At 63.5% G+C, this 22,590-nt stretch carries 25 protein-coding genes and 1 tRNA gene; 7 read left to right on the plus strand and 19 right to left on the minus strand.

Annotated elements, in window-relative coordinates; translation table 11 throughout:
• Positions 1–75: 75 nt before the first annotated feature.
• The 4 genes from NKI15_RS00220 to NKI15_RS00235 form a co-directional block, all read right to left on the minus strand.
• The gene (locus NKI15_RS00220) at positions 76–3,219 is read right to left on the minus strand and encodes an amino acid permease (RefSeq protein ID WP_352885621.1); all 3,144 of its coding nucleotides are present in this window, start codon (positions 3,217–3,219) and stop codon (positions 76–78) included.
• A gap of 641 nt (positions 3,220–3,860) precedes the next feature.
• On the minus strand, positions 3,861–4,094 hold the full coding sequence (locus tag NKI15_RS00225) for a hypothetical protein (protein ID WP_031197458.1): 234 nt from the start codon (positions 4,092–4,094) through the stop codon (positions 3,861–3,863).
• A 53-nt stretch (positions 4,095–4,147) separates the two neighbouring features.
• Entirely contained in the window at positions 4,148–4,354 is a 207-nt protein-coding gene (locus NKI15_RS00230) for a hypothetical protein (RefSeq protein WP_023681214.1), read from the minus strand.
• Between the two features lie 74 nt (positions 4,355–4,428).
• Positions 4,429–4,728: a DUF1236 domain-containing protein gene (locus NKI15_RS00235; RefSeq protein ID WP_023698077.1), complete on the minus strand. Its 300-nt coding sequence runs from the start codon at positions 4,726–4,728 to the stop codon at positions 4,429–4,431.
• Between the two features lie 206 nt (positions 4,729–4,934).
• Between NKI15_RS00235 and NKI15_RS00240 the strand changes: the two genes are divergently transcribed.
• From NKI15_RS00240 to NKI15_RS00250, 3 genes are all read left to right on the plus strand, one after another.
• A complete protein-coding gene (locus tag NKI15_RS00240) occupies positions 4,935–5,165 on the plus strand; it encodes a hypothetical protein (protein WP_033001362.1) in 231 nt (76 codons plus the stop codon).
• A gap of 48 nt (positions 5,166–5,213) precedes the next feature.
• The gene (locus tag NKI15_RS00245) at positions 5,214–5,522 is read left to right on the plus strand and encodes a DUF1236 domain-containing protein (RefSeq protein WP_023672071.1); all 309 of its coding nucleotides are present in this window, start codon (positions 5,214–5,216) and stop codon (positions 5,520–5,522) included.
• 198 nt (positions 5,523–5,720) lie between these two features.
• A complete protein-coding gene (locus NKI15_RS00250; RefSeq protein ID WP_023672069.1) occupies positions 5,721–6,065 on the plus strand; it encodes a low affinity iron permease family protein in 345 nt (114 codons plus the stop codon).
• Between the two features lie 102 nt (positions 6,066–6,167).
• Here NKI15_RS00250 and NKI15_RS00255 read toward each other — a convergent pair.
• From NKI15_RS00255 to NKI15_RS00295, 9 genes are all read right to left on the minus strand, one after another.
• Positions 6,168–6,252 (minus strand) — tRNA-Leu (locus NKI15_RS00255).
• Between the two features lie 300 nt (positions 6,253–6,552).
• The gene (locus NKI15_RS00260) at positions 6,553–7,173 is read right to left on the minus strand and encodes a 2,3-bisphosphoglycerate-dependent phosphoglycerate mutase (RefSeq protein WP_023672068.1); all 621 of its coding nucleotides are present in this window, start codon (positions 7,171–7,173) and stop codon (positions 6,553–6,555) included.
• A 27-nt stretch (positions 7,174–7,200) separates the two neighbouring features.
• Positions 7,201–8,022: a 4-hydroxy-tetrahydrodipicolinate reductase gene (dapB, locus tag NKI15_RS00265; protein WP_352461060.1), complete on the minus strand. Its 822-nt coding sequence runs from the start codon at positions 8,020–8,022 to the stop codon at positions 7,201–7,203.
• On the minus strand, positions 8,019–9,878 hold the full coding sequence (locus NKI15_RS00270; RefSeq protein WP_023681221.1) for an ABC transporter ATP-binding protein: 1,860 nt from the start codon (positions 9,876–9,878) through the stop codon (positions 8,019–8,021). The genes dapB and NKI15_RS00270 overlap by 4 nt, the downstream gene beginning before the upstream one ends.
• A gap of 280 nt (positions 9,879–10,158) precedes the next feature.
• Positions 10,159–11,178 (minus strand): glucokinase, encoded by a 1,020-nt coding sequence (locus NKI15_RS00275; RefSeq protein WP_352514293.1) that lies wholly within the window; start codon positions 11,176–11,178, stop codon positions 10,159–10,161.
• Positions 11,179–11,330: 152 nt separating this feature from the next.
• Positions 11,331–12,413: a penicillin-insensitive murein endopeptidase gene (gene mepA, locus NKI15_RS00280; RefSeq protein WP_373420153.1), complete on the minus strand. Its 1,083-nt coding sequence runs from the start codon at positions 12,411–12,413 to the stop codon at positions 11,331–11,333.
• A 46-nt stretch (positions 12,414–12,459) separates the two neighbouring features.
• Positions 12,460–13,389 (minus strand): SDR family oxidoreductase, encoded by a 930-nt coding sequence (locus NKI15_RS00285; RefSeq protein WP_352514294.1) that lies wholly within the window; start codon positions 13,387–13,389, stop codon positions 12,460–12,462.
• Positions 13,386–14,540: a tRNA epoxyqueuosine(34) reductase QueG gene (gene queG, locus NKI15_RS00290; protein WP_352514295.1), complete on the minus strand. Its 1,155-nt coding sequence runs from the start codon at positions 14,538–14,540 to the stop codon at positions 13,386–13,388. The genes NKI15_RS00285 and queG overlap by 4 nt, the downstream gene beginning before the upstream one ends.
• On the minus strand, positions 14,521–15,213 hold the full coding sequence (locus tag NKI15_RS00295) for a glutathione S-transferase family protein (RefSeq protein WP_023672063.1): 693 nt from the start codon (positions 15,211–15,213) through the stop codon (positions 14,521–14,523). Before NKI15_RS00295 ends, queG begins: the two co-directional genes overlap by 20 nt.
• Positions 15,214–15,384: 171 nt before the next feature.
• Between NKI15_RS00295 and NKI15_RS00300 the strand changes: the two genes are divergently transcribed.
• The gene (locus NKI15_RS00300; protein WP_352514296.1) at positions 15,385–16,191 is read left to right on the plus strand and encodes an undecaprenyl-diphosphate phosphatase; all 807 of its coding nucleotides are present in this window, start codon (positions 15,385–15,387) and stop codon (positions 16,189–16,191) included.
• 174 nt (positions 16,192–16,365) lie between these two features.
• Here the strand turns inward: NKI15_RS00300 and NKI15_RS00305 are convergent, their stop codons facing one another.
• Together NKI15_RS00305 and rsmI are read right to left on the minus strand one after the other, a co-directional pair.
• A complete protein-coding gene (locus tag NKI15_RS00305) occupies positions 16,366–16,743 on the minus strand; it encodes a YraN family protein (RefSeq protein ID WP_352514297.1) in 378 nt (125 codons plus the stop codon).
• A complete protein-coding gene (rsmI, locus tag NKI15_RS00310) occupies positions 16,736–17,644 on the minus strand; it encodes a 16S rRNA (cytidine(1402)-2'-O)-methyltransferase (protein ID WP_352514298.1) in 909 nt (302 codons plus the stop codon). Before rsmI ends, NKI15_RS00305 begins: the two co-directional genes overlap by 8 nt.
• Positions 17,645–17,816: 172 nt before the next feature.
• Between rsmI and NKI15_RS00315 the strand changes: the two genes are divergently transcribed.
• Together NKI15_RS00315 and NKI15_RS00320 are read left to right on the plus strand one after the other, a co-directional pair.
• On the plus strand, positions 17,817–18,002 hold the full coding sequence (locus NKI15_RS00315; protein ID WP_023687558.1) for a hypothetical protein: 186 nt from the start codon (positions 17,817–17,819) through the stop codon (positions 18,000–18,002).
• 7 nt (positions 18,003–18,009) lie between these two features.
• A complete protein-coding gene (locus tag NKI15_RS00320; protein ID WP_352462812.1) occupies positions 18,010–18,198 on the plus strand; it encodes a hypothetical protein in 189 nt (62 codons plus the stop codon).
• Between the two features lie 24 nt (positions 18,199–18,222).
• On the opposite strand, the gene hemW is transcribed toward NKI15_RS00320, so the two are convergent.
• The 4 genes from hemW to rph all read right to left on the minus strand — a co-directional run bounded on the left by hemW (position 18,223) and on the right by rph (position 21,344).
• Complete coding sequence (gene hemW, locus NKI15_RS00325) at positions 18,223–19,380, minus strand: radical SAM family heme chaperone HemW (protein ID WP_023816141.1); 1,158 nt, start codon at positions 19,378–19,380, stop codon at positions 18,223–18,225.
• The gene (gene rdgB / locus NKI15_RS00330; protein ID WP_023816142.1) at positions 19,380–20,027 is read right to left on the minus strand and encodes an RdgB/HAM1 family non-canonical purine NTP pyrophosphatase; all 648 of its coding nucleotides are present in this window, start codon (positions 20,025–20,027) and stop codon (positions 19,380–19,382) included. Before rdgB ends, hemW begins: the two co-directional genes overlap by 1 nt.
• Positions 20,027–20,437, minus strand: coding sequence for a VOC family protein (locus NKI15_RS00335; RefSeq protein ID WP_352462813.1), 411 nt, complete (start codon positions 20,435–20,437; stop codon positions 20,027–20,029). Before NKI15_RS00335 ends, rdgB begins: the two co-directional genes overlap by 1 nt.
• A gap of 190 nt (positions 20,438–20,627) precedes the next feature.
• Positions 20,628–21,344 carry a ribonuclease PH gene (gene rph / locus NKI15_RS00340; protein WP_023672052.1) on the minus strand — a complete coding sequence of 239 codons (717 nt, stop codon included), beginning with the start codon at positions 21,342–21,344 and terminating at the stop codon, positions 20,628–20,630.
• Positions 21,345–21,499: 155 nt separating this feature from the next.
• Here rph and hrcA point away from each other — a divergent pair, with 155 nt between their 5' ends.
• Positions 21,500–22,585, plus strand: a complete 1,086-nt coding sequence (hrcA, locus tag NKI15_RS00345; protein WP_352885622.1) for a heat-inducible transcriptional repressor HrcA — start codon at positions 21,500–21,502, stop codon at positions 22,583–22,585.
• Positions 22,586–22,590: the final 5 nt, after the last annotated feature.

Below are 22,590 nucleotides of genomic sequence, written 5' to 3' on the forward strand. Positions count from 1 at the left end.
AGCCCGAGCAGTACCGCCAGCAGTCCTCGTTCACCAGTATGCTGCAGGAGCAGCGCGCCGACGGTCGGCGCCGGGCTATCGCGTTACGCCAAGCGCCTGGTGTGCGGTGGTATCCTCGGGCTCCCCGAACGCAGATCCCGGCGAAAGCCCATTCGTCACATCTTTGTAGAGCGCTATCGGATGCGGGCGCCCTACCAGATATCCTTGGATTTCGGGACATCCTTCCTTCATCAGGAAGGCACGCTCGTCCTCTGTTTCGACACCCTCCGCGATGACAGGCAAGGCCAGCGCATTCCCCAGGCTGAGTATCGTGCGCACGATGGCCGCCGATTGGACATTCGAGCCGACACCCGAAACAAAACTGCGATCGATCTTGATCTTGTCGAATGGAAACGCCTGCAAGGAGGACAGCGAGGCATACCCCGTGCCAAAATCATCCATCGAGACCCTGACGCCCAATGCCTTCAACCTCCGCAAAACCGACAAGGCAGTTGCCCGGTCGCGGATGAGAACCCCTTCCGTGATTTCCAGTTCCAGCCGCCCCGGAGCAAGGCCGGTCTCGTAGAGGATAGAATGAACGAGGCCTACCAGGTCCCCGAAACGGAACTGCACGGGAGAGAGGTTGACGGCGATCTGCAGCGGTGAGGGCCAGGAGGCCGCGTCTCTGCACGCCTGCCTGAGCGTCCATTCACCTATCTCAACGATCGTGCCATCCTGTTCGGCAAGCGAGACAAACGCGTTTGGGGAGATGAGCCCATGTTTTGGATGGTTCCATCGGGCGAGTGCCTCGAAACCGAAGATTTCGCCGTCCATCCTGGCTTGCGGCTGGTAATGAAGCACAAGTTCGCCATGGCCGACCGCAGAGCGCAAATCTCGCTGCAAGGCGTAGCGCTCTCTTAGTCGCTTATCCATCTCAGGATCGAAGAATTGCACCATTCGACGACCGTCCGCCTTGGCCCGGTAGAGCGCTGCGTCGGCATTTGCCATCAGCGCCGCGGCATTCTCTCCGTCTTTCGGATAGATCGCCGCGCCGATGCTCACCCCGATCGAAATGTGCTGGCCCCGGATTTCGAATTTGCCTGCCGCCGATTCGAACAGACGGTCCGCGACTTCCTTGGCACCTGCGGACCGGTTATCCATGGCCAGGACAACCGTGAATTCGTCGCCGCCCATGCGCGCGATAAACGCCTCAGGCGCCGCGGTTTGGAGACGCCGGGAAATGGTGCAAAGCAGATCGTCGCCGGCGGCGTGCCCGAAAACGTCGTTCGCCTCTTTAAAATGGTCAAGGTCGATGCTGAAGACGGCAAAGCTGGCGTGCGTTGCTTTTGCACGCTCGAGCGTCGTGGCCAGGTGTGCTGCAAGCGCGGCCCGGTTCGCCAGGCCGGTAAGCGGATCGTGGTGCGCGAGATGCGCGATTTCCTCGTGCCGTGCCATCAGTTCGGTGCGCGCTACGTTCATGTTCTCGCGCGCGTCGTCCAGGCCGTGGGCGGCTTCCCTCACCTTGTCCTGGAGCAGGTTGAAGCTTTCGGCCATCTCTCCAAGTTCGTCACGAGAGTTTACCGTAACCGGCATGATATTCACGGAGGCATGCGCCGCAGCGAGGTCTCCCCGCCCCAGGGCGACCATGGCAAGAGAGAAATCCTTCAGCGTTCCGGATGTCAGACGCTTTGCCGCGTTGCTCACCTCTGTCGCCGAATGGGTGATCATTCCCGGCAAGATCAGGCCAACGCTGATGGTCAGCAGCGCGACAACGACAAAAATGTCCTCCAGCGCGGCGACCAATGAAGTGTCGCCTTGGGGAACGCTGCCGATCGCCAGGAAATAGCCGGCACCGTCAAGCACGAGCACAAAAAGCATGGCTCCGGTAAGCTTCAGGTGAAGCGTATGTGGCAGCAAGGGTAGACCGAGTGCGTATCGATCCTCCATCGTGCGCCAGGCGTAGAGCGCAGCACCCGAATATGCCAAAGCCAGACCGAACAGGACGGTAGGAAGGCCAAATTGCTGAAATCCCAGTATGGCGGTCAACAGCCATATTGCAGCCGCGCCTACGCCAAGGATAATCGTTCCCCTGGGAGCCCGGAAGGGTCGCTCGGCTTCGGGACTATCACGGCGCAAGAGCCAGACTGCGATGTTTGGCATGCAGATGCTGATCAGGTACGTAAAATTGGCCGCGGCGATCATCCAGAGCGGATACCCGCACAGCATGAAGCCGATTGCGGCGGCAGCTGTGAGCAGCGTTGCCGCCCAAGGACAATCTGTTGAGGTGCGCCTGGCCAGGAAGCTCGGCAGCAGGCCGTCTTCGCTCAGCTGCGCAAGGGTCCGCGCGGCGCCTGCCAATGGCTGCAACGTTCCATGGAACATGTTCAGCATGATGAGCCAGATGGCGGCCGCCTTGCCGAAACTCCCCAACAAGGGCGCAAAGGTGGGCCCGAGAGCTATGGCGAGGTCGGTGCCGAGCGGCTCCGGCCCGAGCACACCCAGCCAGACAACCGGCAGGACCAGGAAATAGACGCCGGCCATTGCGGCGCTGGCCCACATCGCCAGAGGAATGTTGCGGTTGGGATCGATGGTTTCGCCAACATGGCAGGCTGCAGCCTCAAATGCCGGTGCGGCAAACCCGATCAGGTACAGTCCCGCCATCACCGACGTGATATCGCCGAACAGGCCGGTAAACGGGCTGGTCAGGGCAAAATCCGTCGCCTGCCGCCAGTCGACCGAGCCACTGATGACCGGTACGAGGGATGAGAGAAACGCAAGCGTCGCGGAGGCCGTGGCGATCGGGATCGCCAGTTGGACCACCCACTTGATTCCACACAGGTTCACCGTCGTAAAGAATGCGATAAGCCCGCAGGCGACCGCCTCCACGGGGAGGCCCGGCAGGTACCATTGCTGGATTGCAGACGCTGAAAGAACCGCTGTCAGTCCGCAGGTCGGCACCCAACCCCACCAATAGCAGGTGCCCGTCAGAGCCGAGAGAACGGGACTGTAAGGTCGGAAAGCTTCGGCGCACGCTGCAGAGATACCGCCGACGCGGTTTGGCCACATGAGAACCAATTCGGTCCAAGCCGGCGCGGCGGCCCAGCTTAGAAGCAGACCAACAACTAGCAAAGGAACCGCGGCGCTTCCTTGACCGGGAATATTCCCCTGGCCGACAAAAAGGGCGGCAATCAGAAACAGGCTTTGATTGCTGCCACCCATGGCGAGCGCTGTCGTGCCCATCCATCCCAAGGTTCTCGGGTGCGGTCGTGAAGGCGTGAGGCCCGGCATTCAGAGACATCCATTCGAGTGCGGAGCGCTGTCTGACTGGCGAATGTAACCTGCGGAGATATGTCTGTCGAACGTCGCGCTCCCGAAGTCAAAGTTGGACCTTAGGTGAGACGTATTAAGACTTCGTACCAAACCAGATCCGCCCGATGATCGCTGTCAACTTGCGGTAGCTGCGGTTCAATCATGCTGATGCCGGCCCGAATGGATCGATCTCCTCCGATCTGGGATATCATATCAATTTTATCTAATCGCCCACTATCAGGGATAGTCGCGAATACAGCCTAATATCGATTATTATCGACAAATCTCGTGATTGCGGGGCGCCATCATTCGAAACGGCGGCTGAAGTCGACTGTAGATCGCTAAGCACATTGACCGCTTTTGACTTCGTACCTCGCCATCGTGGGGGCAAGCACCGAGACTTCACGCCGTGCCTCAAGTTGGAGCTAACTTGTGCGAGCACGCCGCATAGCCCCGCGTTGCAGGGCAAACAGCGCGCCGACCACGCTGGGCGCGGCGGTCGGCCTCGGCGCGCTGGTGGGTCCTTCCCAGGCCGGCGCCCGTACGGTCGAGATGGCGATCGCCCGCTACCATCATCCGATCTGGACCAAACTGGCCTCGGTGACATTTGTGACCATAGGCGTGGCGACGCTCTGGACCGGCCTGCCGGTTCTGCCGGCCGCGCTGATACGGCGCCGGCATCGGCTCGCATGGCCGGGTATCTTCACATGCGGCGACATGGTGTTCTGGACGATGCTTGAGCGCGACGCGACCTCGCCAGCGGGCACGCCTTCGACGCCGGCCCGCAGCAGGAATGTGTTCAGCACCAGAACACTTGGGAGCAGCGTTGCGGGGGCCTGCACACGTGAGTACTTCGCCCTTACAAGCCTTCCGGCTGGTCCTCGAGGACGAACGAAGCTGCAATCAGGTCATCGCCGCTGATGCGGCCACTGCCGCCAACCATGATGGATGCGACTTTCTGAAAGGTCTTCATGTCGGCCTCTGTTATGCGCGCATCGCGCATTCTCGCCCTGAGAGAACCCAGGCGGGTATCGAGGGCTGGCGATGTCTCGACGTCATCGATCATCTTCGATCATCCTGGAGCGCAATGTTAAATCCGCAGCCCGCCGCCATGGTCGGCGGCGGGCTGCAGCTATTCGATCAGTCGTAGACCTTCACAATTTTCCGGGTGCCGGGGTCGACCAGGACGGTGCGGTTGTCGACCACGACATAGCGGTATTTGACGTTGGGAACTTCGTGCAGCTCGACCGTATCAGGCAAGGCACTGCCGACGTTCAGCTCCACGCCCGGGATCTTCACCGAAGCCAGCGGCTGCTTTTTCACATATTCGCGGACGACCGTATCCTGCTCCGGTGTGATGACGACATCCTGAGCTGCGGCGCCGCCGACGCCAGCCAAAAGCAACAAGCCTGCAGCGGCACTTGCAAAGTGGATTTTCATGGTTTTCTCCTCGCGTAATCCGGCGACGGCACCACGCCTGTTCGCCGAGGGACCGAACTTGAGATCAGCCAGATTGTTCCTATGACTTCAGTCCGCGGCGAACCAGACCAAAGTCGGATATCAGCTAAGACCCAAGTCCCGAGGCGGAACGTTCAAGCGGGGCAGGCGTTTCCCAAATGCAACTAAATAAAACAGGAGAGGAACACATGGCCGACGGCCCAACTGTTGTTAATTCTGGTGGTGGGGGCGGCACTGCGATTGCTGTTGTTCTTGCACTTATTGCAGTCGTAGTATTGCTTATTTTTACCGGCGTCATCAATATCCGCGGCGACGGCGGCAAGGATATCAACGTCAAGGTTGAAGCGCCAAAGGTGGAAGCTCCGGCTGCACCCGCAAAGCCTGCGGCACCTGCCCCAGCCCCTGCGAGTGGCGGCTGATCTGCTCGCATCCACACTTCCGAACTGACCTATGAAAAGGAAATTCCCATGACCAGATATTTCGTCAGCGCCGCCGGCGCCCTCGTCCTTATGGCGGGCATCGGCACCTCGTTTGCCGAGGACGTTATTGTTCTCAAGCCCGAACAACAGACGGTCGTTCGCGAATATATCCATAAGCAAAAGCTGGCATCAGTCAGTTTGCTGGGCGTCGAACTCAATGTCGGCACGGCTCTTCCAGACACTGTCGAGCTCCACGCAATCGACGTTCCGGATGTCCGCTACAAGTATACGGTTGTCGGAGATCATGCGGTTCTCGTCGATCCCGACACGCGCAAGGTCGTGCAGATCATCGAATAACGCGCGAGCCCGCCGCTCCGGTCTGGAGCGGCGGGCTGTGGCTGCCCTGTGAAAGTCTACGGGCAGCCTTTTCTCAACGGGAGGATGTCTGATGTTTAGCGACAAGGAAACTTGGGTCCTGGAAGCTGCCTTACTCGCGGCAATTCCAATTTGCGTAGCCGTCACCGCACTCGTGGCATTTTTGACCGCGGCCTTGATATGAATCGCTTCCTGTTTGTGATGGGCGACTTTCTATCCCGGCCACCGGGCTTCTATGTCCTTCTTGTAGCCATGCTGCTCTGTACTGCGTTGGTGCCATTCGGCCTGACGAATGTGGTCACCTACGCATTGTCGGTAGCGGCCATCGTGATCACCGGCGTTGTACTGATCCAGGGTTACCGCGACACGGCCGCCATTCACGCCAAGCTTGATGAGATTATCGTTTCGCTGAATGAGACCAGAAACGATGTCGTCGGCTTGGAGCATGCCGAGCCGGAGGAGATTCGGGAGAAGCTCCAGACACTCGAAGAAGAAGCAATGAAAGCGGTTCGCCCGCCGCATTGACCCTCCGCCGGACTATCTGTCATCCATCAGCAAAAAAGCCCGGGAAACCGGGCTTTTTTGCTTCGCGTCTAAATCATTTCGGATTTATCCGAAACGGGAATTTGGTGCCCAGAAGAGGACTCGAACCTCCACTCCTTGCGGAACACGGACCTGAACCGTGCGCGTCTACCAATTCCGCCATCTGGGCTGGTGCGGGCTCATGTAAGCGGGCAAACGATATGTGTCAACGCGCTTTTTCGAGGGCCGCTGCCTGCCGGCTTAGTTTCCCGGGGGTCAGCGCCGCCCCTCACCTGCCTGCCGGCATCCTCTCCCCGTACAGTGACGGGGAGAGGGGCGCTCTCATCGATGAATTTTCGCCAGTCACCTGCGTCACAAGAAGAGCGCCGAGGCTGCGGCCAGCCCTTTCTCCCCGTCACTATACGGGGAGAAATGCCCGGCAGGGCAATGAGGGGCAGCGCCGACTTGGCGAATGCGCTGGCCGAAAACCTCACCCCTCCAGCACGTCCTTCGACGCCACAGTGGAATCGGCGTTGAGCTTGTAGATCACCGGCACTCCGGTGCCGAGCTCGAGCTTGACGATCTCCTCGCCGCTCTTGCCGTCCAGCGCCATGATCAGCGCGCGCAGCGAATTGCCATGCGCGGCGACCAGCACGGTGCCGCCTTTCAGAACATGCGACTGCATGTCGTGCAGGTAATAGGGCCAGACGCGGGCGCCGGTGTCCTTCAGGCTTTCGCCGCCGGGCGGCGGCACGTCGTAGGAGCGGCGCCAGATGTGCACCTGCTCCTCGCCCCACTTCTGGCGCGCGTCGTCCTTGTTGAGGCCGGAGAGATCGCCATAGTCGCGCTCGTTCAGCGCCTGGTCGCGGATCGTCTTCAAATCGCTCTGGCCGACCGCGTCGAGAATGTGCTGGCAGGTCTTCTGCGCCCGGATCAGCGCCGAGGTGAAGGCAATGTCGAATTTCAAGCCGCGTGCCTTGAGCTTCTGGCCGGCTTCCTTGGCCTCCTTGTGGCCCTGCTCGGTAAGGTCGACATCGCGCCAGCCGGTGAACAGGTTCTTCAGGTTCCATTCGCTCTGGCCGTGGCGCACGAGCACGAGAGTTCCCGACATGTTTGCTCCTTCAAAATTATGGATAGTTTAGCTCAAGCCGAGCACGTCCCGCATGGAATAAAGTCCGGGCTTTTTACCGCGCGCCCAGAGCGCGGCCTTGACCGCGCCGCGGGCAAAGATGGCGCGGTCCTCGGCATGGTGCGACAGCGTGATGCGCTCGCCGGTTCCGGCCAGGATGACGCTGTGGTCGCCGACCACCGAGCCGCCGCGCAAGCTGGCAAAGCCGATGGTTCCTGGCTTGCGCACGCCGGTATGGCCGTCGCGTGACCGCACATCTTTGCCGGCAAGGGAAATGCCGCGTCCCGCCGCCGCCGCTTCGCCGAGCAGCAAGGCGGTGCCCGAGGGCGCGTCGACCTTGTGCTTGTGATGCATTTCGAGGATCTCGATGTCGAAATCCTCTGGACCGAGCGCGCGCGCGGCCTGCTCGACCAGCACCGCCAGAAGATTGACGCCGAGGCTCATATTGCCGGATTTGACGATCGTCGCGTGGCGCGCCGCGGCCTCGATCCTGGCGTCGTCTTCCGCCGAGCAGCCGGTGGTGCCGATGACATGGGCAATGCGTGCCTGCGCGGCATAGCCTGCGAATTCGACGGTGGCTGCCGGCATGGTGAAATCGAGCACGCCGTCGGCCTTGGCGAACACCGGCAGCGGATCGTCGCCGATCGTCACATTGATGATGCCGATGCCGGCAAGCTCGCCCGCATCCCTGCCGAGATAGGGCGATCCGGTTCGTTCGACCGCGCCGACGACGCGGGCGCCGGGGATCGAATGGATGGCGCGGATCAGCGTCTGGCCCATGCGGCCGGCCGCCCCCACCACCACCAGGCCCATTTCGCTGGATTCGCTCATGCTGTTCTCCCCACCGCCTTCTTGGCGCGGCTGCGCCGGACCGGAGTTTGGACGGGCTTCGAGTCGTCGACAAGCCCCAGTCCGTTCTTGCCTTGAATGCGGTGGAAGCGGGCGTAGACACTGTTTGGATCGGCCATCAGTGCGGCATGGGTGCCTTCCTCGACCAGGCGCCCCTCTTCAAGCACGATAATGTGGTCGGCGTTGACGACCGTCGACAGGCGATGCGCTATCACGATGGTGGTGCGCCCTTCCATCACATGGGTCAACGCCTCCTGGACGCGCGCCTCGGCCTCGTTGTCGAGCGCCGAGGTCGCTTCGTCGAGCAAAAGGATCGGCGCGTTGCGCACGATCGCCCGCGCAATCGAGACGCGCTGGCGCTGGCCGCCGGAAAGTGTCGAGCCGCCCTCGCCGACGGGCGTGTCGTAACCCTGCGGCTGCTGACGGATGAACTCGTCGGCCGCCGCCAGCACCGCCGCCCGCTCAATCTCGGCGTCGGTCGCCGAAAGTCGGCCAAAACGGATGTTGTCGCGTATGCTGCCTTCGAACAGATAGGGGGCCTGCGAGACATAGGCGATCGAGCCGCGCAGCGAGTGCTTGGTGACTTTGGAAATGTCCTGGCCATCGATCTCGATCGAACCCTTGTCGACATCGTAGAAGCGCTGCAGCAGCGCCACGAGCGTCGTCTTGCCGGCGCCCGAGGCCCCGACCACCGCCGTAACCTTGCCGGCCGCGGCGGTGAAACTCAGGTTCCTGATCACCGGCATGTCGGCGCTGTAGCCGAACGTCACATTGTCGAAGCGAACCTCGCCGGTGGTGATCCTGGCTTCGACCGCGTCGGGCGCATCGCCCTGTTTAGGCTCCAGGTCGAGCAGCTCGTAAATCATCCGGGCGTTGACCAGGGCACGTTCCATACCGACCTGCGTACGAGCCAGGCGCCGTGCCGGATCGTAGGCCATGATCAGCGCGGTGATGAAGGAAAACACAGCGCCTGGTGGTTGTCCGAGCACCAGCGCCCGGTAGCCGGAATAGGCAAGGACGGAGGTAATGGCGAGACCGCCCAAAATCTCGGAAATCGGCGACAGCCGCTCCGCGACCCGGGCGATCTTGTTGTTACGCTGCTCGGCCGTATCGGCCATGATGCCGATCCGGCGCGCCAGCTCGGCTTCCAGAGTGAAGGCCTTGACGATGGCAATGCCTTGGGTGGCCTCCTGCACGGACCCGTTCAGCCGCGAGTTGATCAGCACCGATTCCCGGTTGATGCGCCGCAATCGGCGGGTGATGTAGACGACGGCCCAGATCAGCGGCGGCCCGATCAGCAGCGAGCTGAGCGACAACACCGGATCCTGGTAGATCATGACGCCGACGAGGGCGATCAGCGAGACCGCGTCGCGGCTGATGGAGGTCAGCGTCAGCGATAGCAGATCGCGAACGCCCCCGACATTCTCGTTGACCTGTGCCGCCAGCCGACCGGAACGCGTATCGTTGAAGAAGTCGACGCCGAGCTTCATCAGGTGGTCGAAGCTGCGCTTCTGGTAGCGGGCGACCAGATTGTTGCCGATCTTGGCCAACGCGACCGCCTGGCCGTAACCGGCGAAGCCGCGCAGCACGGAGGCGGCCATGAACCCGGCGCAGATCCAGACGATCATGTCGCCGCGTCGTTCGTAGAAGATCTCGTTGATCATCGGGGCCATGATCCACGCCGTGAAGGCGGTGGTGGCGGAAACAATCAGCAGGCAGCCGACGGCAACGACATAGGTCCAGCGATATTCACTACCGTTTTCGGCCAGGATGCGGCGCAGCACCGCAGTGACCTCAGCTGGCTGGACTTTCAGTTTGAGTGGACTTTGAGCGGTCAAATCGCGGGCGCTTCGTGGTTTGCTAGAGCATGATGCCGAGAAGTGTGAAGCGGTTTTCGGACGACATCATGCTCTATCTCTTTGATTTAGAGCCGGATTCAGATTTCAGGTCGATTCGATCTGAAATCATCCGGCTCTAGGGATGCCAGGCTGGAATTCGGCCCCCTCTTAGCGCCCCGGCTACGGCTTGCCTATGGCGAAACTTCATCGCGGCCCGAGGTTAGGGTCACGAAAGCGGCAGCCATTTCCAGGAAAAGACCCGTTTTCGGGACGAAATGGATCATGCCCGCCAGCGCCGCCCCGCGGTCTGGACGCCGAACAGCGACGGGTTGCGGGCATAGGCGGCAAGGCCCAGAAGCGCCGCCAGCGGGTGGGTGATGACATAGACCGGCATCGAGGCCATCAGCGCGCTGTGCGGCGCCTTGTCCTCGAAGGCGGCGCGGAAATTGCCCTCCTTCAGTGCCGGAACGATCTTTTGCGCGATGCCGCCGGTCAAGAACACGCCGCCGCGGCTCATGAACACCAGTGCGAGATCGCCGGCGGTGCGGCCGAGGCAGGTGACGAACAGCGCCAGCGCTTCCTCGGCAACCGGGTCGGTCTTGGCCAGAGCCGCCCCGGTGATTTCGGCCGGCGTGGCGAACGGCGCCGGCTTACCGTCGGCCTTGGCGACCGCCCGGTAGACATTGACCAGACCGCGCCCGCACAGGATCTGCTCGCCCGAAATGCGGCCGTCCAGCTTTTCGATATGCGGGAACACCTCGAAATCGCGCGGCGTCCGCGGACCGATATCCATATGGCCGCCTTCGCCAGGCACCGGTATCCAGTGGTGGAGGGCATGAACCAACCCAGCGACGCCGAGGCCGGTGCCGGGGCCGAGCACGACGCGTCCGGCATTCTCCTCCGGCGTGCCGCCGCCGATCTTTTCCATATGCTCTTCGCCGAGCGCCACGACGGCCAGCGCCTGCGCCTCGAAATCGTTGAGCACGACGATGTCGCCCAGGCCCAGATTGGCAAACATCTGCTTCGGCTTCACCACCCAGGGACAGTTGGTAAGCGGGATCTCGTCGCCATCGACCGGTCCGGCGATGGCCAGCACTGCCGAATTCGGCCGGACGGACGACCGGTCGAGCACCGCCGCCTGGATCGCCTCGTCTATGGTGGCGAAATTGGCGGTTTGCACGATATGCGGCTCACCGGCTTCCGAATTTGCGTCGAGCACGATCGAAAAGCGCGCATTGGTGCCGCCGATGTCGCCGATCAGCACTGGAAACCGCAACGCGGTGTCGTCGTCGCCTGACATGCTCTTGCTCGTCCCCTTTGCGGCGCCGTTGCGACCGTTTCAATCGCCCGGTTTTTCAATCGCCCGGTGTTCAATCGCCCGGTGTTCAATCGCCCGGTGTTCAATCGATTGACTAGCGCATGGCCCCGGAAAGGGAAAGCGTCAGTTAGCCATCACTGTCCGACGTTTGCCGGCGGCCGTCGCCTTGGCAGGGGAATGCCGATCTCCGGCGTGGCGGTGAAGGCGTTGGCTGCGTTTGGCAAGCCGCCCGCATTGCCCGCAATAGGCGGAGGCGCGTCGGGTTCCGGCGCCCTGGCGGCGATCGGCACGCCGCCGCCGCGATAGGTGACGGCTTCGGCCGAGTCCGCGTCGGGCTGGTCAAGCACGAACTGGCATTGTTTCGGCAGGTTCGCCATCGTCATCAGGTCGCGCGCCTTGGGCGCATCCGGGTTCTTGTTGGGGCGCCACGGCTCCTCGGTAAACCACCAGGCCAGCGGCTTGCCGCAGCCGTCATCGTCGGGCGTCGCTTCCTGTCCCTTGCAGTTGGGCGAACCCGGCTGGCAGCCGATGCGGATGTGGAAATGATAGTCATGGCCCCAGAACGGCCGGATTTTTCTCAGCCAGGTACGGTCGCCGGTGACGGTGTCGCACAGCTTCTTCTTGATGCCTGGATTGACCAGGATGCGCTCGACTTCCGGATAGCTCGCGGCGCGCTTCAACAGCTTGGTATGTATCGGCTTCCACAGCCTGTCCTTCACCAGATGCGTCTTGTCGTCGACCATCAGCGTGGCGCTGATGTTTTCGCGCTCCTGGGTCGTAAGCTTGCGGTCGGGCATCGGCGTCAGCCAGATGTCGGCGTCGAGGCCGATCTGGTGCGAGGCGTGCCCGGTCAGCATCGGGCCGCCGCGCGGCTGCGAAATGTCGCCGATCAGAAGCCCCGGCCAGCCGTCGGCGGCGGCATCGCGCGACAGCTTCTCGATCAGCGCAATCATCGTTGGATGACCCCAGCGCCGGTTGCGCGAGGGACGCATCACCTCCCAGTTCTGGCCGTCCATCGGAATGGCGACGCCGCCGGTGAAGCAGCCCTTTGAATAGAAGCCGAAGGATTGCGCCGCAGCCACCGCCGGCAGCTTCTTGGCGCCGAACAGGTCTTTTGCCCGTGGCTCGGCCGTGATTGCGCCCGCCACCAGCCCGGCCAGCGCCACGATCGCCAGCGCCGCCGTCAGGAACGGCCGTCTGCCGGTCAAGGATCGCATCGAAATCGTCATGAACCCCACTGCAAAAGTCCGCAACACAATCGAATCATATCACCCTCGGGCTCGCGTTTCGATTATCTACCTTCATCGGGCTGCGCGGCTCGCCGTCGCGCCAGCTGCCGTCGGCCCACATCCGATCGAACGCCTGGCGGTAGTCCGGATAGCGGAACCGGTAGCCCGCTGCCTTGATCGCGGCGTTGGCGACGCGCTTGTTCTCGCCATAGAAGGACCGCGCCATGGGCGAAAGTTGGGCGGTCTCGAAAGGAATCTCTGGCGGCGGCTCGACGCCCATCAGCGAAGCGGCATAGGTGACGACATCCTGCGGCGGCGCCGGCTCGTCATCGGTGACGTTGAAAATGCCGCCTCTATTGCCACCGATGAGGTGCCAGAGCGCGCCGGCGATGTCGTCGCAATGGATGCGGTTGAACACCTGGTCGGGCTTGACCAGCCGCCTGGCCGTGCCGTTTTCCAGATTGACCAGCGCGTTGCGTCCTTGCCCGTAAATGCCGGAAAGCCGCAGGATCGCCACCGGCTTGCCGGTATCGAGGCCAAGCTGCAGCCAGTCTCGCTCGGCCGCCACTCGCATCGACGAGCGTTTCGACACCGGCCGGCACTCGGCCGTTTCATCGACCCAGGCGCCGTCATAATTGCCATAGACGCCGACGGTCGAAAGATAGCCGATCCAGCGAAGCGCCGGCATCGCCTCGATCGCCTTGCGCGCGGCGAGAAGCACAGGGTCGCCGGCCTCCTCCGGTGCCACGGAGACGACGAGATGGGTGGTGGCCTCCAGCGTTTCGCCGATTTCAGGTGTCAAGGCGCCGTGAAACAGCAGCGGCGCGATGCCGGCCTGACGCAATGCCTCGAATTTCTCGGCCGAGCGCGTGGTGCCGAAGATCGTAATCGCCTCCGCATTGGCCCGTGCAAAGGCTTTGCCCGAATAGCCGGCGCCGAAGATAAAAACCTGTTTTTCGCTCATGCGTGCGCCTCAATTGGCAATGCGGACAGCCATTCCTCCCGCACTGAAGTGTCGGTTTCGGTTTTCAAGTAGATCGCCGCCTGCCCGTTGAATTCGGCGGCCGTCACCAGCCGCGCCAGCGCCCAGATCGCCGCGCCGCGCACCAGCGGCGAGGCGTCGCCAAGGAGGGCGCGGACAGGGTCAGCCAGCAAAGTATCGCCGGAATTGCCGGCGGCAACCAGCACGTTGCGGACAAAACGATCGCGGCCGATGCGCTTGATCGGCGAGCCCGAGAAGAAAGACCGGAACGCCGTGTCGTCCAGCTGCAACAGCTCGCCCAGCGGCGGCTCGCGCAGTTCGTCGCGGGCAGCAAGCTTGGCTTCCGAAGCGGCGCGGGCAAACTTGTTCCACGGGCAGGCGGCAAGGCAATCGTCGCAGCCATAGATGCGGTTGCCGATCTTTTCGCGGAATTCTTGCGGGATCGGCCCCTTGTTCTCGATGGTCAGGTAGGAGATGCAGCGCCTGGCATCGAGCCGATAGGGCGCCGGAAAGGCATCGGTCGGGCAGGCGTCGAGACAGGCGCGGCAGGAACCGCAATGGTCTACCTCGGTCGCATCGGGCGTGAGCTCAGCCGTGGTGAAGATGGTGCCGAGAAACAGCCAGGAGCCGTGCTCGCGGCTGACCAGATTGGTATGCTTGCCTTGCCAGCCGAGCCCGGCGGCCTCAGCCAGCGGCTTTTCCATCACGGGCGCCGTATCGACGAAAACCTTCACGTCGCCGCCGGCCCGCGCGACGATCTTGCCGGCGATCTCCTTCAGCCGGCCCTTCATCACCTCGTGATAGTCGCGGTTTTGCGCATAGACCGAGATCGCGCCGCGATCGCGCCTTGCCTGCAGCGCACGCGGATCGTGGTCGGGGCCGTAATTCATTGCCAGCACGATGATCGAGCGCACCTCGGGCCACAGCGTCGAAGGCTCGCTACGGCGTTGAAGCGTCTCCGCAATCCACGCCATCGAACCGTGAAAACCATCGGCGACGAATTCGGCCAATCTGGCTGGCGCCAGCGGGATCGCATCGGGCGTGGTGACGGCAACCGCATCGAAGCCGGCGCGCCGCGCCTCGGCGTCGACTAGCGCGCGCAGGGTTTGGCTTCTAGAAGTCGAGGTCCGCATAATGCGACACCGGCGACAGGCCGCGCACCCGGTCGGAGAGCAGCGGCCGGAACGACGGCCGCGATTTCACCCGCGTGTACCATTCGCGCGCCGCGGCATGCTCGCGCCAATCGATCTCGCCGAGATAATCCAGCACCGACAGCGTCGCCGCTGCCGCCAGGTCGGCATAGGTGACCTTGCTGCCGGCCAGCCAATGACGGGTGCCGGCCAGCCAGTTGGTGTACTTCATGTGCTGGCGAATGTTGGCGCGCGCCGCGCGGATCGCCGCCGAATCGGGGGAACCGCCGCCCGCCGTTTCCGGCATCACCGGCTTCAGCACGCGCTCGCGCACCAGATGCCGGGTCACTTCGCTCTCGGCCTTGTTGAGATACCAGTCGGTCAGGCGGCGGATTTCGGCGCGCTGCATCGGGTCTTCGGCAAACAGGCGCTTGTCGCGCTTCAGGACACCACGTGTTTCGTCGAGATATTCAGCGATCACCATGGCGCCGACGATCGGCACGTCGCCTTCGGCCAGCAGGATAGGCAAGGTGCCGGCGGGGTTCAGCGCCAGAAACTCCTTGCGCCGCGTCCACGGTTTTTCCTCGATCAGCGCCAGCTCCTCGCCATATTCGCCGAAGGCGAGGCGCACGAAGCGGCAGGTGGCGAACATCGGGTGATGGAAAAGCGTCAGCATGATTCCGCGATATTAAGGCGCACTGGCGAATCGCCGTCCGCACCGGTAAGTCTTGGCGGCCCGTCATGCGGCCGTCACGGTGCTGCGACCTATAGGGGGACTTCCGCGCCGTGACAAGCAAGCCCTTTTGCCAGCCGTTTCCTTCCGTCCCTTGAATGCCGAGGTTGCCATATGGATAGCCATACCATTGTCGAAGCCCTGCTGCTCGGCCTGCTGGAGGGGCTGACCGAGTTCATCCCGGTCTCCTCGACCGGCCATATCCTGCTCGCCGGCCATTTCCTCGGCTTCCATTCCACCGGCAAGGCTTTTGAGATCCTGATTCAGCTCGGCGCCATCCTGGCGATCCTCAGCGTCTATTTCCGCCGTCTGTGGCAGATGCTGCTCGACCTGCCGCATGACCGGCTGACGCGGCATTTCGTCCTCGGCATCCTGATTGCCTTCCTGCCGGCCGCCATCATCGGCGCGCTGGCGCATGATTTCATCAAGACGGTGCTGTTCGAATCGCCAAGGCTGATCTGCATCATGCTGATCATCGGCGGCGTCGTGCTGCTGGTCATCGACCGCATGAAGCTGCAGCCGGTCTACCGCGACGTCGAGCGCTTCCCGACAAGGCTTTATTTGCAAATCGGCCTGTTCCAGTGCCTGTCGCTGATCCCCGGGACGTCGCGCTCCGGTTCGACCATCGTCGGCGCGCTGCTGCTGGGCGTCGACAAGCGCGCGGCGGCGGAATTCTCCTTCTTCCTCGCCATCCCGACCATGGTCGGCGCCTTCGCCTTCGATCTGTTCAAGAACCGCAACGTGCTGAGCAGCGCCGATCTGCCGATCATCGCCATCGGCTTCGTCGCCGCCTTCCTTACCGCGCTGATCGTCGTGCGCTTCCTGCTCGATTACGTCTCGCGCAACGGCTATTCGCTGTTCGGCTGGTGGCGCCTGGTCGTGGGTGGCGTCGGGCTGGTGGCGTTGATGATCTGGGGGTGAGCTTTACTCTCCCCCTTGTGGGGGTCCGAAGGACGGGCGAGACAGGCGGCTCGCCCCGGTCAGTCGATCCGCAAAGCGGATCGGGGTGGGGTCGGCGCCACACCCCCGCCCCGTTTCGCCAACGACGCGTCGCTTGCTCACCGACCCTCCCTACAAGGGGGAGGGTAAAGGCCGCTAACTCCTCCCATAAAACGCGTTCTCGACATGCACAGGCCAGCGCCAGGGCAGCACCGCGATCATGTCGAAGCGCATCGACAATCTGCCGTAATCCGGTTGGCGCGACAGCCAGATGTCGGCCGCGCCCTCGATGCGGCGCTCCGATTCGTGGCCAATCGCCTCCATCGCTTCCATCAGCGTGCGCCGCGCCTTGACCTCGACGAACAGCACCAGGTCGCCGCGCTTGGCGATCAGGTCGATCTCGCCGAAGCGGGTGCGATGCCGGCGGGCGAGGATGCGATAACCTTTCAGCATCAGCGCCGCTGCCGCCAGCCACTCGCCGCGATGGCCGCGCCGATAGGCTTTTTGGCGGCTGGCGGCCGGGCGCTCAGCCACCTTCGCCTTCTCCAACCGCATCCCTGAGTTCCAGCAGCCGCCGGTAAAGCGCCTGCTTCTGGCCGCCAGTCATCTTCGCCGCCTCCGCCGCCGCCTTGGACGCCGGCATTTCGGCGGCCAGCGACAGCAGCAGCCTGTCGATGTCGGCGGGTTGGTCGGGCTTGATCTCGGCGGGCCCGACGCAGATGACGATCTCGCCCTTCGGCGTGTCAGCCGCCGCATAGTGGTCGGCCAGCGCCTGCAGCGTTCCCGTCCGCATCTCTTCAAAAGTCTTGGTCAGCTCGCGGCCGATGGCGGCCTTGCGCGCGCCGCCCAACGCCTCGACCATGGCGACCAGCGTTTCGGCCAGCCGACGCGGCGACTCGAAGAAGATCAGCGTTGCCGGCACCGCCCTGAACGTTTCGAGCTTTGTCAGCCGCTGTCCAGATTTCACCGGCAGAAACCCCGCAAACAGGAAGGCGTCGGACGGCAGGCCCGACGCCGTCAGCGCCGCCAGCGGCGCCGATGGGCCGGGGATCGGCACCACGCGCAGGCCGCGCTCCAGAGCTTCGCCGACCAGCCGGTAGCCTGGGTCGGAGATCAGCGGCGTGCCGGCATCCGAAATCAGCGCCACGCTCTGCCCGGCCTCGAGAGCCGCGATCAGCTTCGGCCCGGCCTCGCCGGCGTTGTGCTCGTGATAAGCGGTGGTGCGCCGCCGGATGCCGTAGCGATCGAGCAACACGCGCGAGACGCGAGTGTCCTCGCAGGCGACGATGTCGGCGGCGACCAGCGTCTCCAGCGCGCGCAGCGTGATGTCGGAGAGGTTGCCGATCGGCGTCGCCACCAGATACAGCGCCGGCGCCACCGACCGGACCGCGATCTCGGTCTGCCCGATCACATAGCTGCGCTTCTCGCCGGTCACCGGGGTCTCTCCATTTCGCCCTGTTTGGCACGGCGCGCGCCGGGTTGCAAAATCCCGAACGTCGAGCCAAACCTGACGCCGATGTAACCCGGCGGCCATGTCTTTGCCACAGTGGGGAACGAAAGCGTGGCTGGCGGATTGAATACCTGAGTCTCTTGAGGAGGAGGACAGGATGGACAGCCTGGAATTGCAGGACGTTTTCGAGCCCTATTATGCCGAGCGCAAGCGCTTCACTGCGCGAAAGGGCAAGCGTGCGCTCGCCGAAAGCGACACCGGCCTGGCCAGTCGGGCGGCCACCGCCTTGCCGACGAATGTCAGGCTTTCGGACAACAAACCGGACAGCACGACGGAGCACTGACCGTACGATGCCCAATCGTTTCGATATCTTCATCACCCGTCTTGAAACGAAGAGCGCCCGCGAAGGCGCGCCGCCGCATCCGATGAACGACCAGAACAGCGTCCGCCGGGACAAGAGCGACGCCAAGCCGGCCCGAAACGGAGAGGCGCATGCCGAGAAACACCGCGGCAAGCGCCGCTTCAAGCACGACGCTTGACGAAGAGCACGTTTTTCAAAGGCGTTATCGCGCCAAATCCGCCACCACGGCATCGAGCACGATCATGCCGGCTGGCGTGGCGCGTAGCCTGGCATTGCCGATCGGCGCCACCAGCCCCTCATCCTGCAGCACGGTCAGCCGGGCGCTCGACAGGCCGCGCCCGGAAAACGCCTCGTAGCGGGAAAGGTCGATGCCTTCGGCCAACCTCAGCCCCATCAGCAGGAACTCGTCGGCCTCTTCGGAGCGCGTCAGGATCTCGCCGCCGGTGACGCCATGGCCCCTGGCCTCCACCAGATTGGCCCAGGTCTCCGGCATCCGCTCGGCGATCGTCACGGTGCGGTGGCCGTTCTCGATAAAGCGGCCATGCGCGCCCGGTCCGACGCCGACATATTCGCCATAGCGCCAATAGGTCAGATTGTGCCGGCTCTCGGCGCCCGGCCTGGCGTGGTTGGAAATCTCATAGGCCGGCAGGCCATGCGCCGCGGTGACCTCCTGAGTCAGCGCATAGAGATCGGCGGCCCGGTCATTATCGGGGATGATGAATTTCTTCGCCGCATGAAGGGCATGGAACGGCGTGCCTTCCTCGATGGTCAGCTGGTAGAGCGACAGATGGTCGGCGGCATGGCCGATCGCCTGTTCGAGCTCCGCCTGCCAGTCGTCCAGCGTCTGGCCGGGGCGGGCGTAGATCAGGTCGAAGGAGAGTCTTGGGAATATGTCCCGTGCCAGGCCAATTGCATGCAGCGCCTCCTCGACATTGTGCAGCCGGCCGAGGAAGCGCAGATCCTTGTCGTTCAGCGCCTGCACGCCGAGCGACACGCGGTTGACGCCGGCGGCGCGGTAGCCGCGAAAGCGCTCGGCCTCTACCGAAGATGGATTGGCTTCCAGCGTCACCTCGATGCCGTCGGGCACCGTCCAATTCTTCGCCACGGCGTCCAGCACCGCCGCCACCGTCTGCGGCTGCATCAGCGACGGTGTGCCGCCGCCGAGAAAGATGCTGGTCACTTCGCGCGGCCCGGTCCGCTCGCTCATGGTCTTCAGCTCGGTCTCGAAGGCGCGGGCAAAGCGCTCCTGGTCGACCGGCTGGTGACGGACATGGCTGTTGAAGTCGCAATACGGGCATTTGGCCGCGCAGAACGGCCAATGGATGTAGACGCCGAAGCCCGGGCTGCGGTCCAGCGACATTAAGCTGAGCCTAACCTGGCGCGGGCGAATTTCTGGAAGGCGCGGGCGCGGTGCGACAGCGCCGTCGGCTGGCCGGGCTTCCAGCCGTGTTTTTCCTCAGCGCTCATCTCGCCGAACGTCTTTTCGAAACCGTCCGGCAAAAACACCGGGTCGTAGCCGAAGCCGAGTTCGCCGCGCGGCGGCCACACCAGCGTTCCCTCAGCTTCGCCGCGATAATATTCAGCCTCGCCATTGGGGAAGGCCAGACAGATGACGGCGACGAACCGCCCCTTGCGCTGCGCTGGCTCGGCGGCGCCGACCTCCTGCAAGGCCACTTCGGTGCGTTGCATGGCCATCCCGAAGTCGCGGCTGCCGTCGGGAGCTTCGGCCCAATTGGCGGTGTAGACGCCGGGGGCGCCGTCGAGCGCGTCGACGCACAGGCCCGAATCGTCCGACAGCGCCGGCAGGCCGGTCGCCTTAGCCGCGGCGAAGGCCTTGATGTAGGCGTTTTCCTCGAAGGTGGTGCCGGTCTCCTCCGGTTCCGGCAGGCCGTAGTCCTTGGCCGACTTCGCCTCGAAGCCGAACGGACCCATCAAGTCGGCGAATTCGCGCAGCTTGCCTTCATTGTGGCTGGCAACGACGATCTTCTTTCCATCGAGAGAATGCATCAAAGGCCCCAGATCCTTGGCTCGGCGAATTCGATCGAATTGCCCGAGGGGTCGCGTATGTAGATCGAGCGCCCGCCCTGCGGCCATTCGAATTCGCTTTCGATGGCGATGTTTTTCGCCTCAAGTTGCGGCTTCCACTGTGCGAGTTCATCCGCACTTGCGGCAAAGCAGAGATGGCCCTCGCCGACCGCGCCATGTGGCGGCACTTTCAGCCGCGCATCGGGCGCCGGCGGGATTTTGGTGGCTTCGGCGTTGAAGATGAGCAGCACGCCCGGGCCGCAGCGGAAGAAGAGATGGCGGCCGTCGACCTTGCCGAGGAGAGGGAGGCCGAGGACGTTGGAGTAGAAGGCTTCGGCAGCGGCGAGATCCGTGACGTAAAGCGCTGACTCAAGAATAGCGGAGGGTTGCATCAGGCACCCCCCTCTGCCCTGCCGGGCATCCCCCCCGCAAGGGGGGAGATTGGCAGTTCCGCTGGCGGCGTCTCAACGTTGATGGTTGGCGAAAACGGTAGCGACCTCTGATCTCCCCCCTTGCGGGGGAGATGGCCGGCAGGCCAGAGGGGGGTGTGAAGGATCGCCGACGTCATCACGTTAAATTCAATCAAGCCACAGCCATCTGCTGCAAGCTCACCAGCCGCTGAATGCCCTTCTTGGCAAGGCCCATCAGCTCCGCGAACTGCCCTTCCGAGAAAGGCTCGCCCTCGGCGGTGCCCTGGATCTCGACGATGCCGCCCTTGCCGGTCATGACGAAATTGGCGTCGGTGCCGGCAGATGAATCCTCGATGTAGTCGAGGTCGATGACCGGCTGGCCGTCATGGATGCCGCAGGAAATTGCCGCGACATGGTCCTTCAGCACCTTGGCAACACTGGCCATCTGCCGCGCTTCCATCCAGCGCAGGCAATCGTAGAGCGCCACCCAGCCGCCGGTGATCGAGGCCGTGCGGGTGCCGCCATCGGCCTGGATGACGTCGCAGTCGACGGTGATCTGCTGTTCGCCCAGTGCCTGCAGGTCGACAACGGCGCGCAAGGAGCGGCCGATCAGCCGCTGGATTTCCAGCGTGCGGCCGCCTTGCTTGCCGGCCGAGGCTTCACGGCGCATGCGCTCGCCGGTCGAACGCGGCAGCATGCCGTATTCCGCCGTCACCCAGCCCTTGCCGGAATTGCGCATCCAGCCCGGCACCTTTTCCTCCAGGCTCGCCGTGCACAACACATGCGTGTCGCCGAATTTCACCAGGCACGAGCCCTCGGCGTGTTTGGAGACGCCGCGCTCGAAGGAGATGGCGCGCATTTCGTCGGCTTGGCGTTTGGAAGGGCGCATCGAGGCCTCTTTCTGTTCTTTTACGGTTGCGTCGGCGGCTTGTAGACGCATGCAGCCCATGGCGCAAAGGAAAAGGCCGGGCGATCTGGCACAGACGCCGGGTTGCGCGGGGGCGATGGAAGTCTATATCCTTGAGCCGGAGGTTTTTGGCTCGAATGACCAAGGCAGTCACCGAACCCAGTCTGCTGGCGCCCGCGCTGCAATCGCTCGACATGCGTTCGCGCGACATTTTCCGGCGCATCGTCGAATCCTATCTGAAGGACGGTGAGCCTGTGGGATCGCGCAGCCTGTCGCGCATCCTGCCGTCGTCGCTGTCGCCGGCCACCATCCGCAACGTGATGAGCGACCTCGAGCATCTCGGCCTGATCTATGCCCCGCACATCTCGGCCGGGCGCCTGCCGACGCAGACCGGCCTGCGCTTCTTCGTCGATGCCTTCATGGAGCTTGGCGATCTCTCCGACGAGGAACGCCGGGTCATCGAGGCGCAGGTGCGCGCCTCCGGCTCGGGCGCGACGCTGGAACACATGCTGACCGAGGCCAGCCAGATGCTGTCGGGCATGTCGCGCGGCGCCGGCCTGGTGCTCGCCACCAAGAACGAGGTGGCGCTGAAGCACATCGAGTTCATCCAGCTCGAGCCGACCAAGGCGCTGGCGGTGATGGTGTCGCAGAATGGCGATGTCGAGAACCGCGTCGTCGACCTGCCGGCCGGCATCACCGTCTCGCAGCTGCACGAGGCCTCCAACTTCCTCAACGCCCATATCAGGGGCCGCACGCTCGCCGAGGCGCGCATCGAGATCGCCCGCGTCAAGGACGAGACCAGGGCAGCGCTGGACACGCTGTCGCAGGATCTGGTCGAGAAAGGCCTGGCGGTGTGGGCCGGCGCCGATAGCGGCCTGCCGGCGCGCCTTATCGTGCGCGGCCGCGCCAATTTGCTCGAAAACGTCACCGCCCAGGCCGATATCGAATTGCTGCGCCACCTGTTCGAGGATCTGGAGACGCAGGACGGGCTGATCCAGCTGCTCGACCTCGCCGAGGACGGCCCCGGCGTGCGGATCTTCATCGGCTCGGAAAACAAGCTGTTCTCGCTCTCCGGCTCGTCGCTGGTCGTGGCGCCTTACCGCGACAAGGACGCCCGCGTCGTCGGCGCGCTCGGCGTCATCGGCCCGACCAGGCTGAATTATGCCCGCATCGTGCCGATGGTCGACTACACGGCCCAATTGATTACCCGGATGTTAAGATAATTCCG

The organism is Mesorhizobium sp. M0862, assembly GCF_040319795.1.
GTDB lineage: Bacteria > Pseudomonadota > Alphaproteobacteria > Rhizobiales > Rhizobiaceae > Mesorhizobium.

Coding starts and splice junctions, on each gene's coding strand:
- NKI15_RS00220 (WP_352885621.1), bottom strand. CDS start 3,219: ATGGGCACGACAGCGCTCGCCATGGGTGGCAGCAATCAAAGCCTGTTT.
- NKI15_RS00230 (WP_023681214.1), bottom strand. CDS start 4,354: ATGATCGATGACGTCGAGACATCGCCAGCCCTCGATACCCGCCTGGGT.
- NKI15_RS00235 (WP_023698077.1), bottom strand. CDS start 4,728: ATGAAAATCCACTTTGCAAGTGCCGCTGCAGGCTTGTTGCTTTTGGCT.
- NKI15_RS00240 (WP_033001362.1), top strand. CDS start 4,935: ATGGCCGACGGCCCAACTGTTGTTAATTCTGGTGGTGGGGGCGGCACT.
- NKI15_RS00245 (WP_023672071.1), top strand. CDS start 5,214: ATGACCAGATATTTCGTCAGCGCCGCCGGCGCCCTCGTCCTTATGGCG.
- NKI15_RS00250 (WP_023672069.1), top strand. CDS start 5,721: ATGAATCGCTTCCTGTTTGTGATGGGCGACTTTCTATCCCGGCCACCG.
- NKI15_RS00260 (WP_023672068.1), bottom strand. CDS start 7,173: ATGTCGGGAACTCTCGTGCTCGTGCGCCACGGCCAGAGCGAATGGAAC.
- dapB (WP_352461060.1), bottom strand. CDS start 8,022: ATGAGCGAATCCAGCGAAATGGGCCTGGTGGTGGTGGGGGCGGCCGGC.
- NKI15_RS00275 (WP_352514293.1), bottom strand. CDS start 11,178: ATGTCAGGCGACGACGACACCGCGTTGCGGTTTCCAGTGCTGATCGGC.
- mepA (WP_373420153.1), bottom strand. CDS start 12,413: ATGCGATCCTTGACCGGCAGACGGCCGTTCCTGACGGCGGCGCTGGCG.
- NKI15_RS00285 (WP_352514294.1), bottom strand. CDS start 13,389: ATGAGCGAAAAACAGGTTTTTATCTTCGGCGCCGGCTATTCGGGCAAA.
- queG (WP_352514295.1), bottom strand. CDS start 14,540: ATGCGGACCTCGACTTCTAGAAGCCAAACCCTGCGCGCGCTAGTCGAC.
- NKI15_RS00295 (WP_023672063.1), bottom strand. CDS start 15,213: ATGCTGACGCTTTTCCATCACCCGATGTTCGCCACCTGCCGCTTCGTG.
- NKI15_RS00300 (WP_352514296.1), top strand. CDS start 15,385: ATGGATAGCCATACCATTGTCGAAGCCCTGCTGCTCGGCCTGCTGGAG.
- NKI15_RS00315 (WP_023687558.1), top strand. CDS start 17,817: ATGGACAGCCTGGAATTGCAGGACGTTTTCGAGCCCTATTATGCCGAG.
- NKI15_RS00320 (WP_352462812.1), top strand. CDS start 18,010: ATGCCCAATCGTTTCGATATCTTCATCACCCGTCTTGAAACGAAGAGC.
- hemW (WP_023816141.1), bottom strand. CDS start 19,380: ATGTCGCTGGACCGCAGCCCGGGCTTCGGCGTCTACATCCATTGGCCG.
- rdgB (WP_023816142.1), bottom strand. CDS start 20,027: ATGCATTCTCTCGATGGAAAGAAGATCGTCGTTGCCAGCCACAATGAA.
- NKI15_RS00335 (WP_352462813.1), bottom strand. CDS start 20,437: ATGCAACCCTCCGCTATTCTTGAGTCAGCGCTTTACGTCACGGATCTC.
- rph (WP_023672052.1), bottom strand. CDS start 21,344: ATGCGCCCTTCCAAACGCCAAGCCGACGAAATGCGCGCCATCTCCTTC.
- hrcA (WP_352885622.1), top strand. CDS start 21,500: ATGACCAAGGCAGTCACCGAACCCAGTCTGCTGGCGCCCGCGCTGCAA.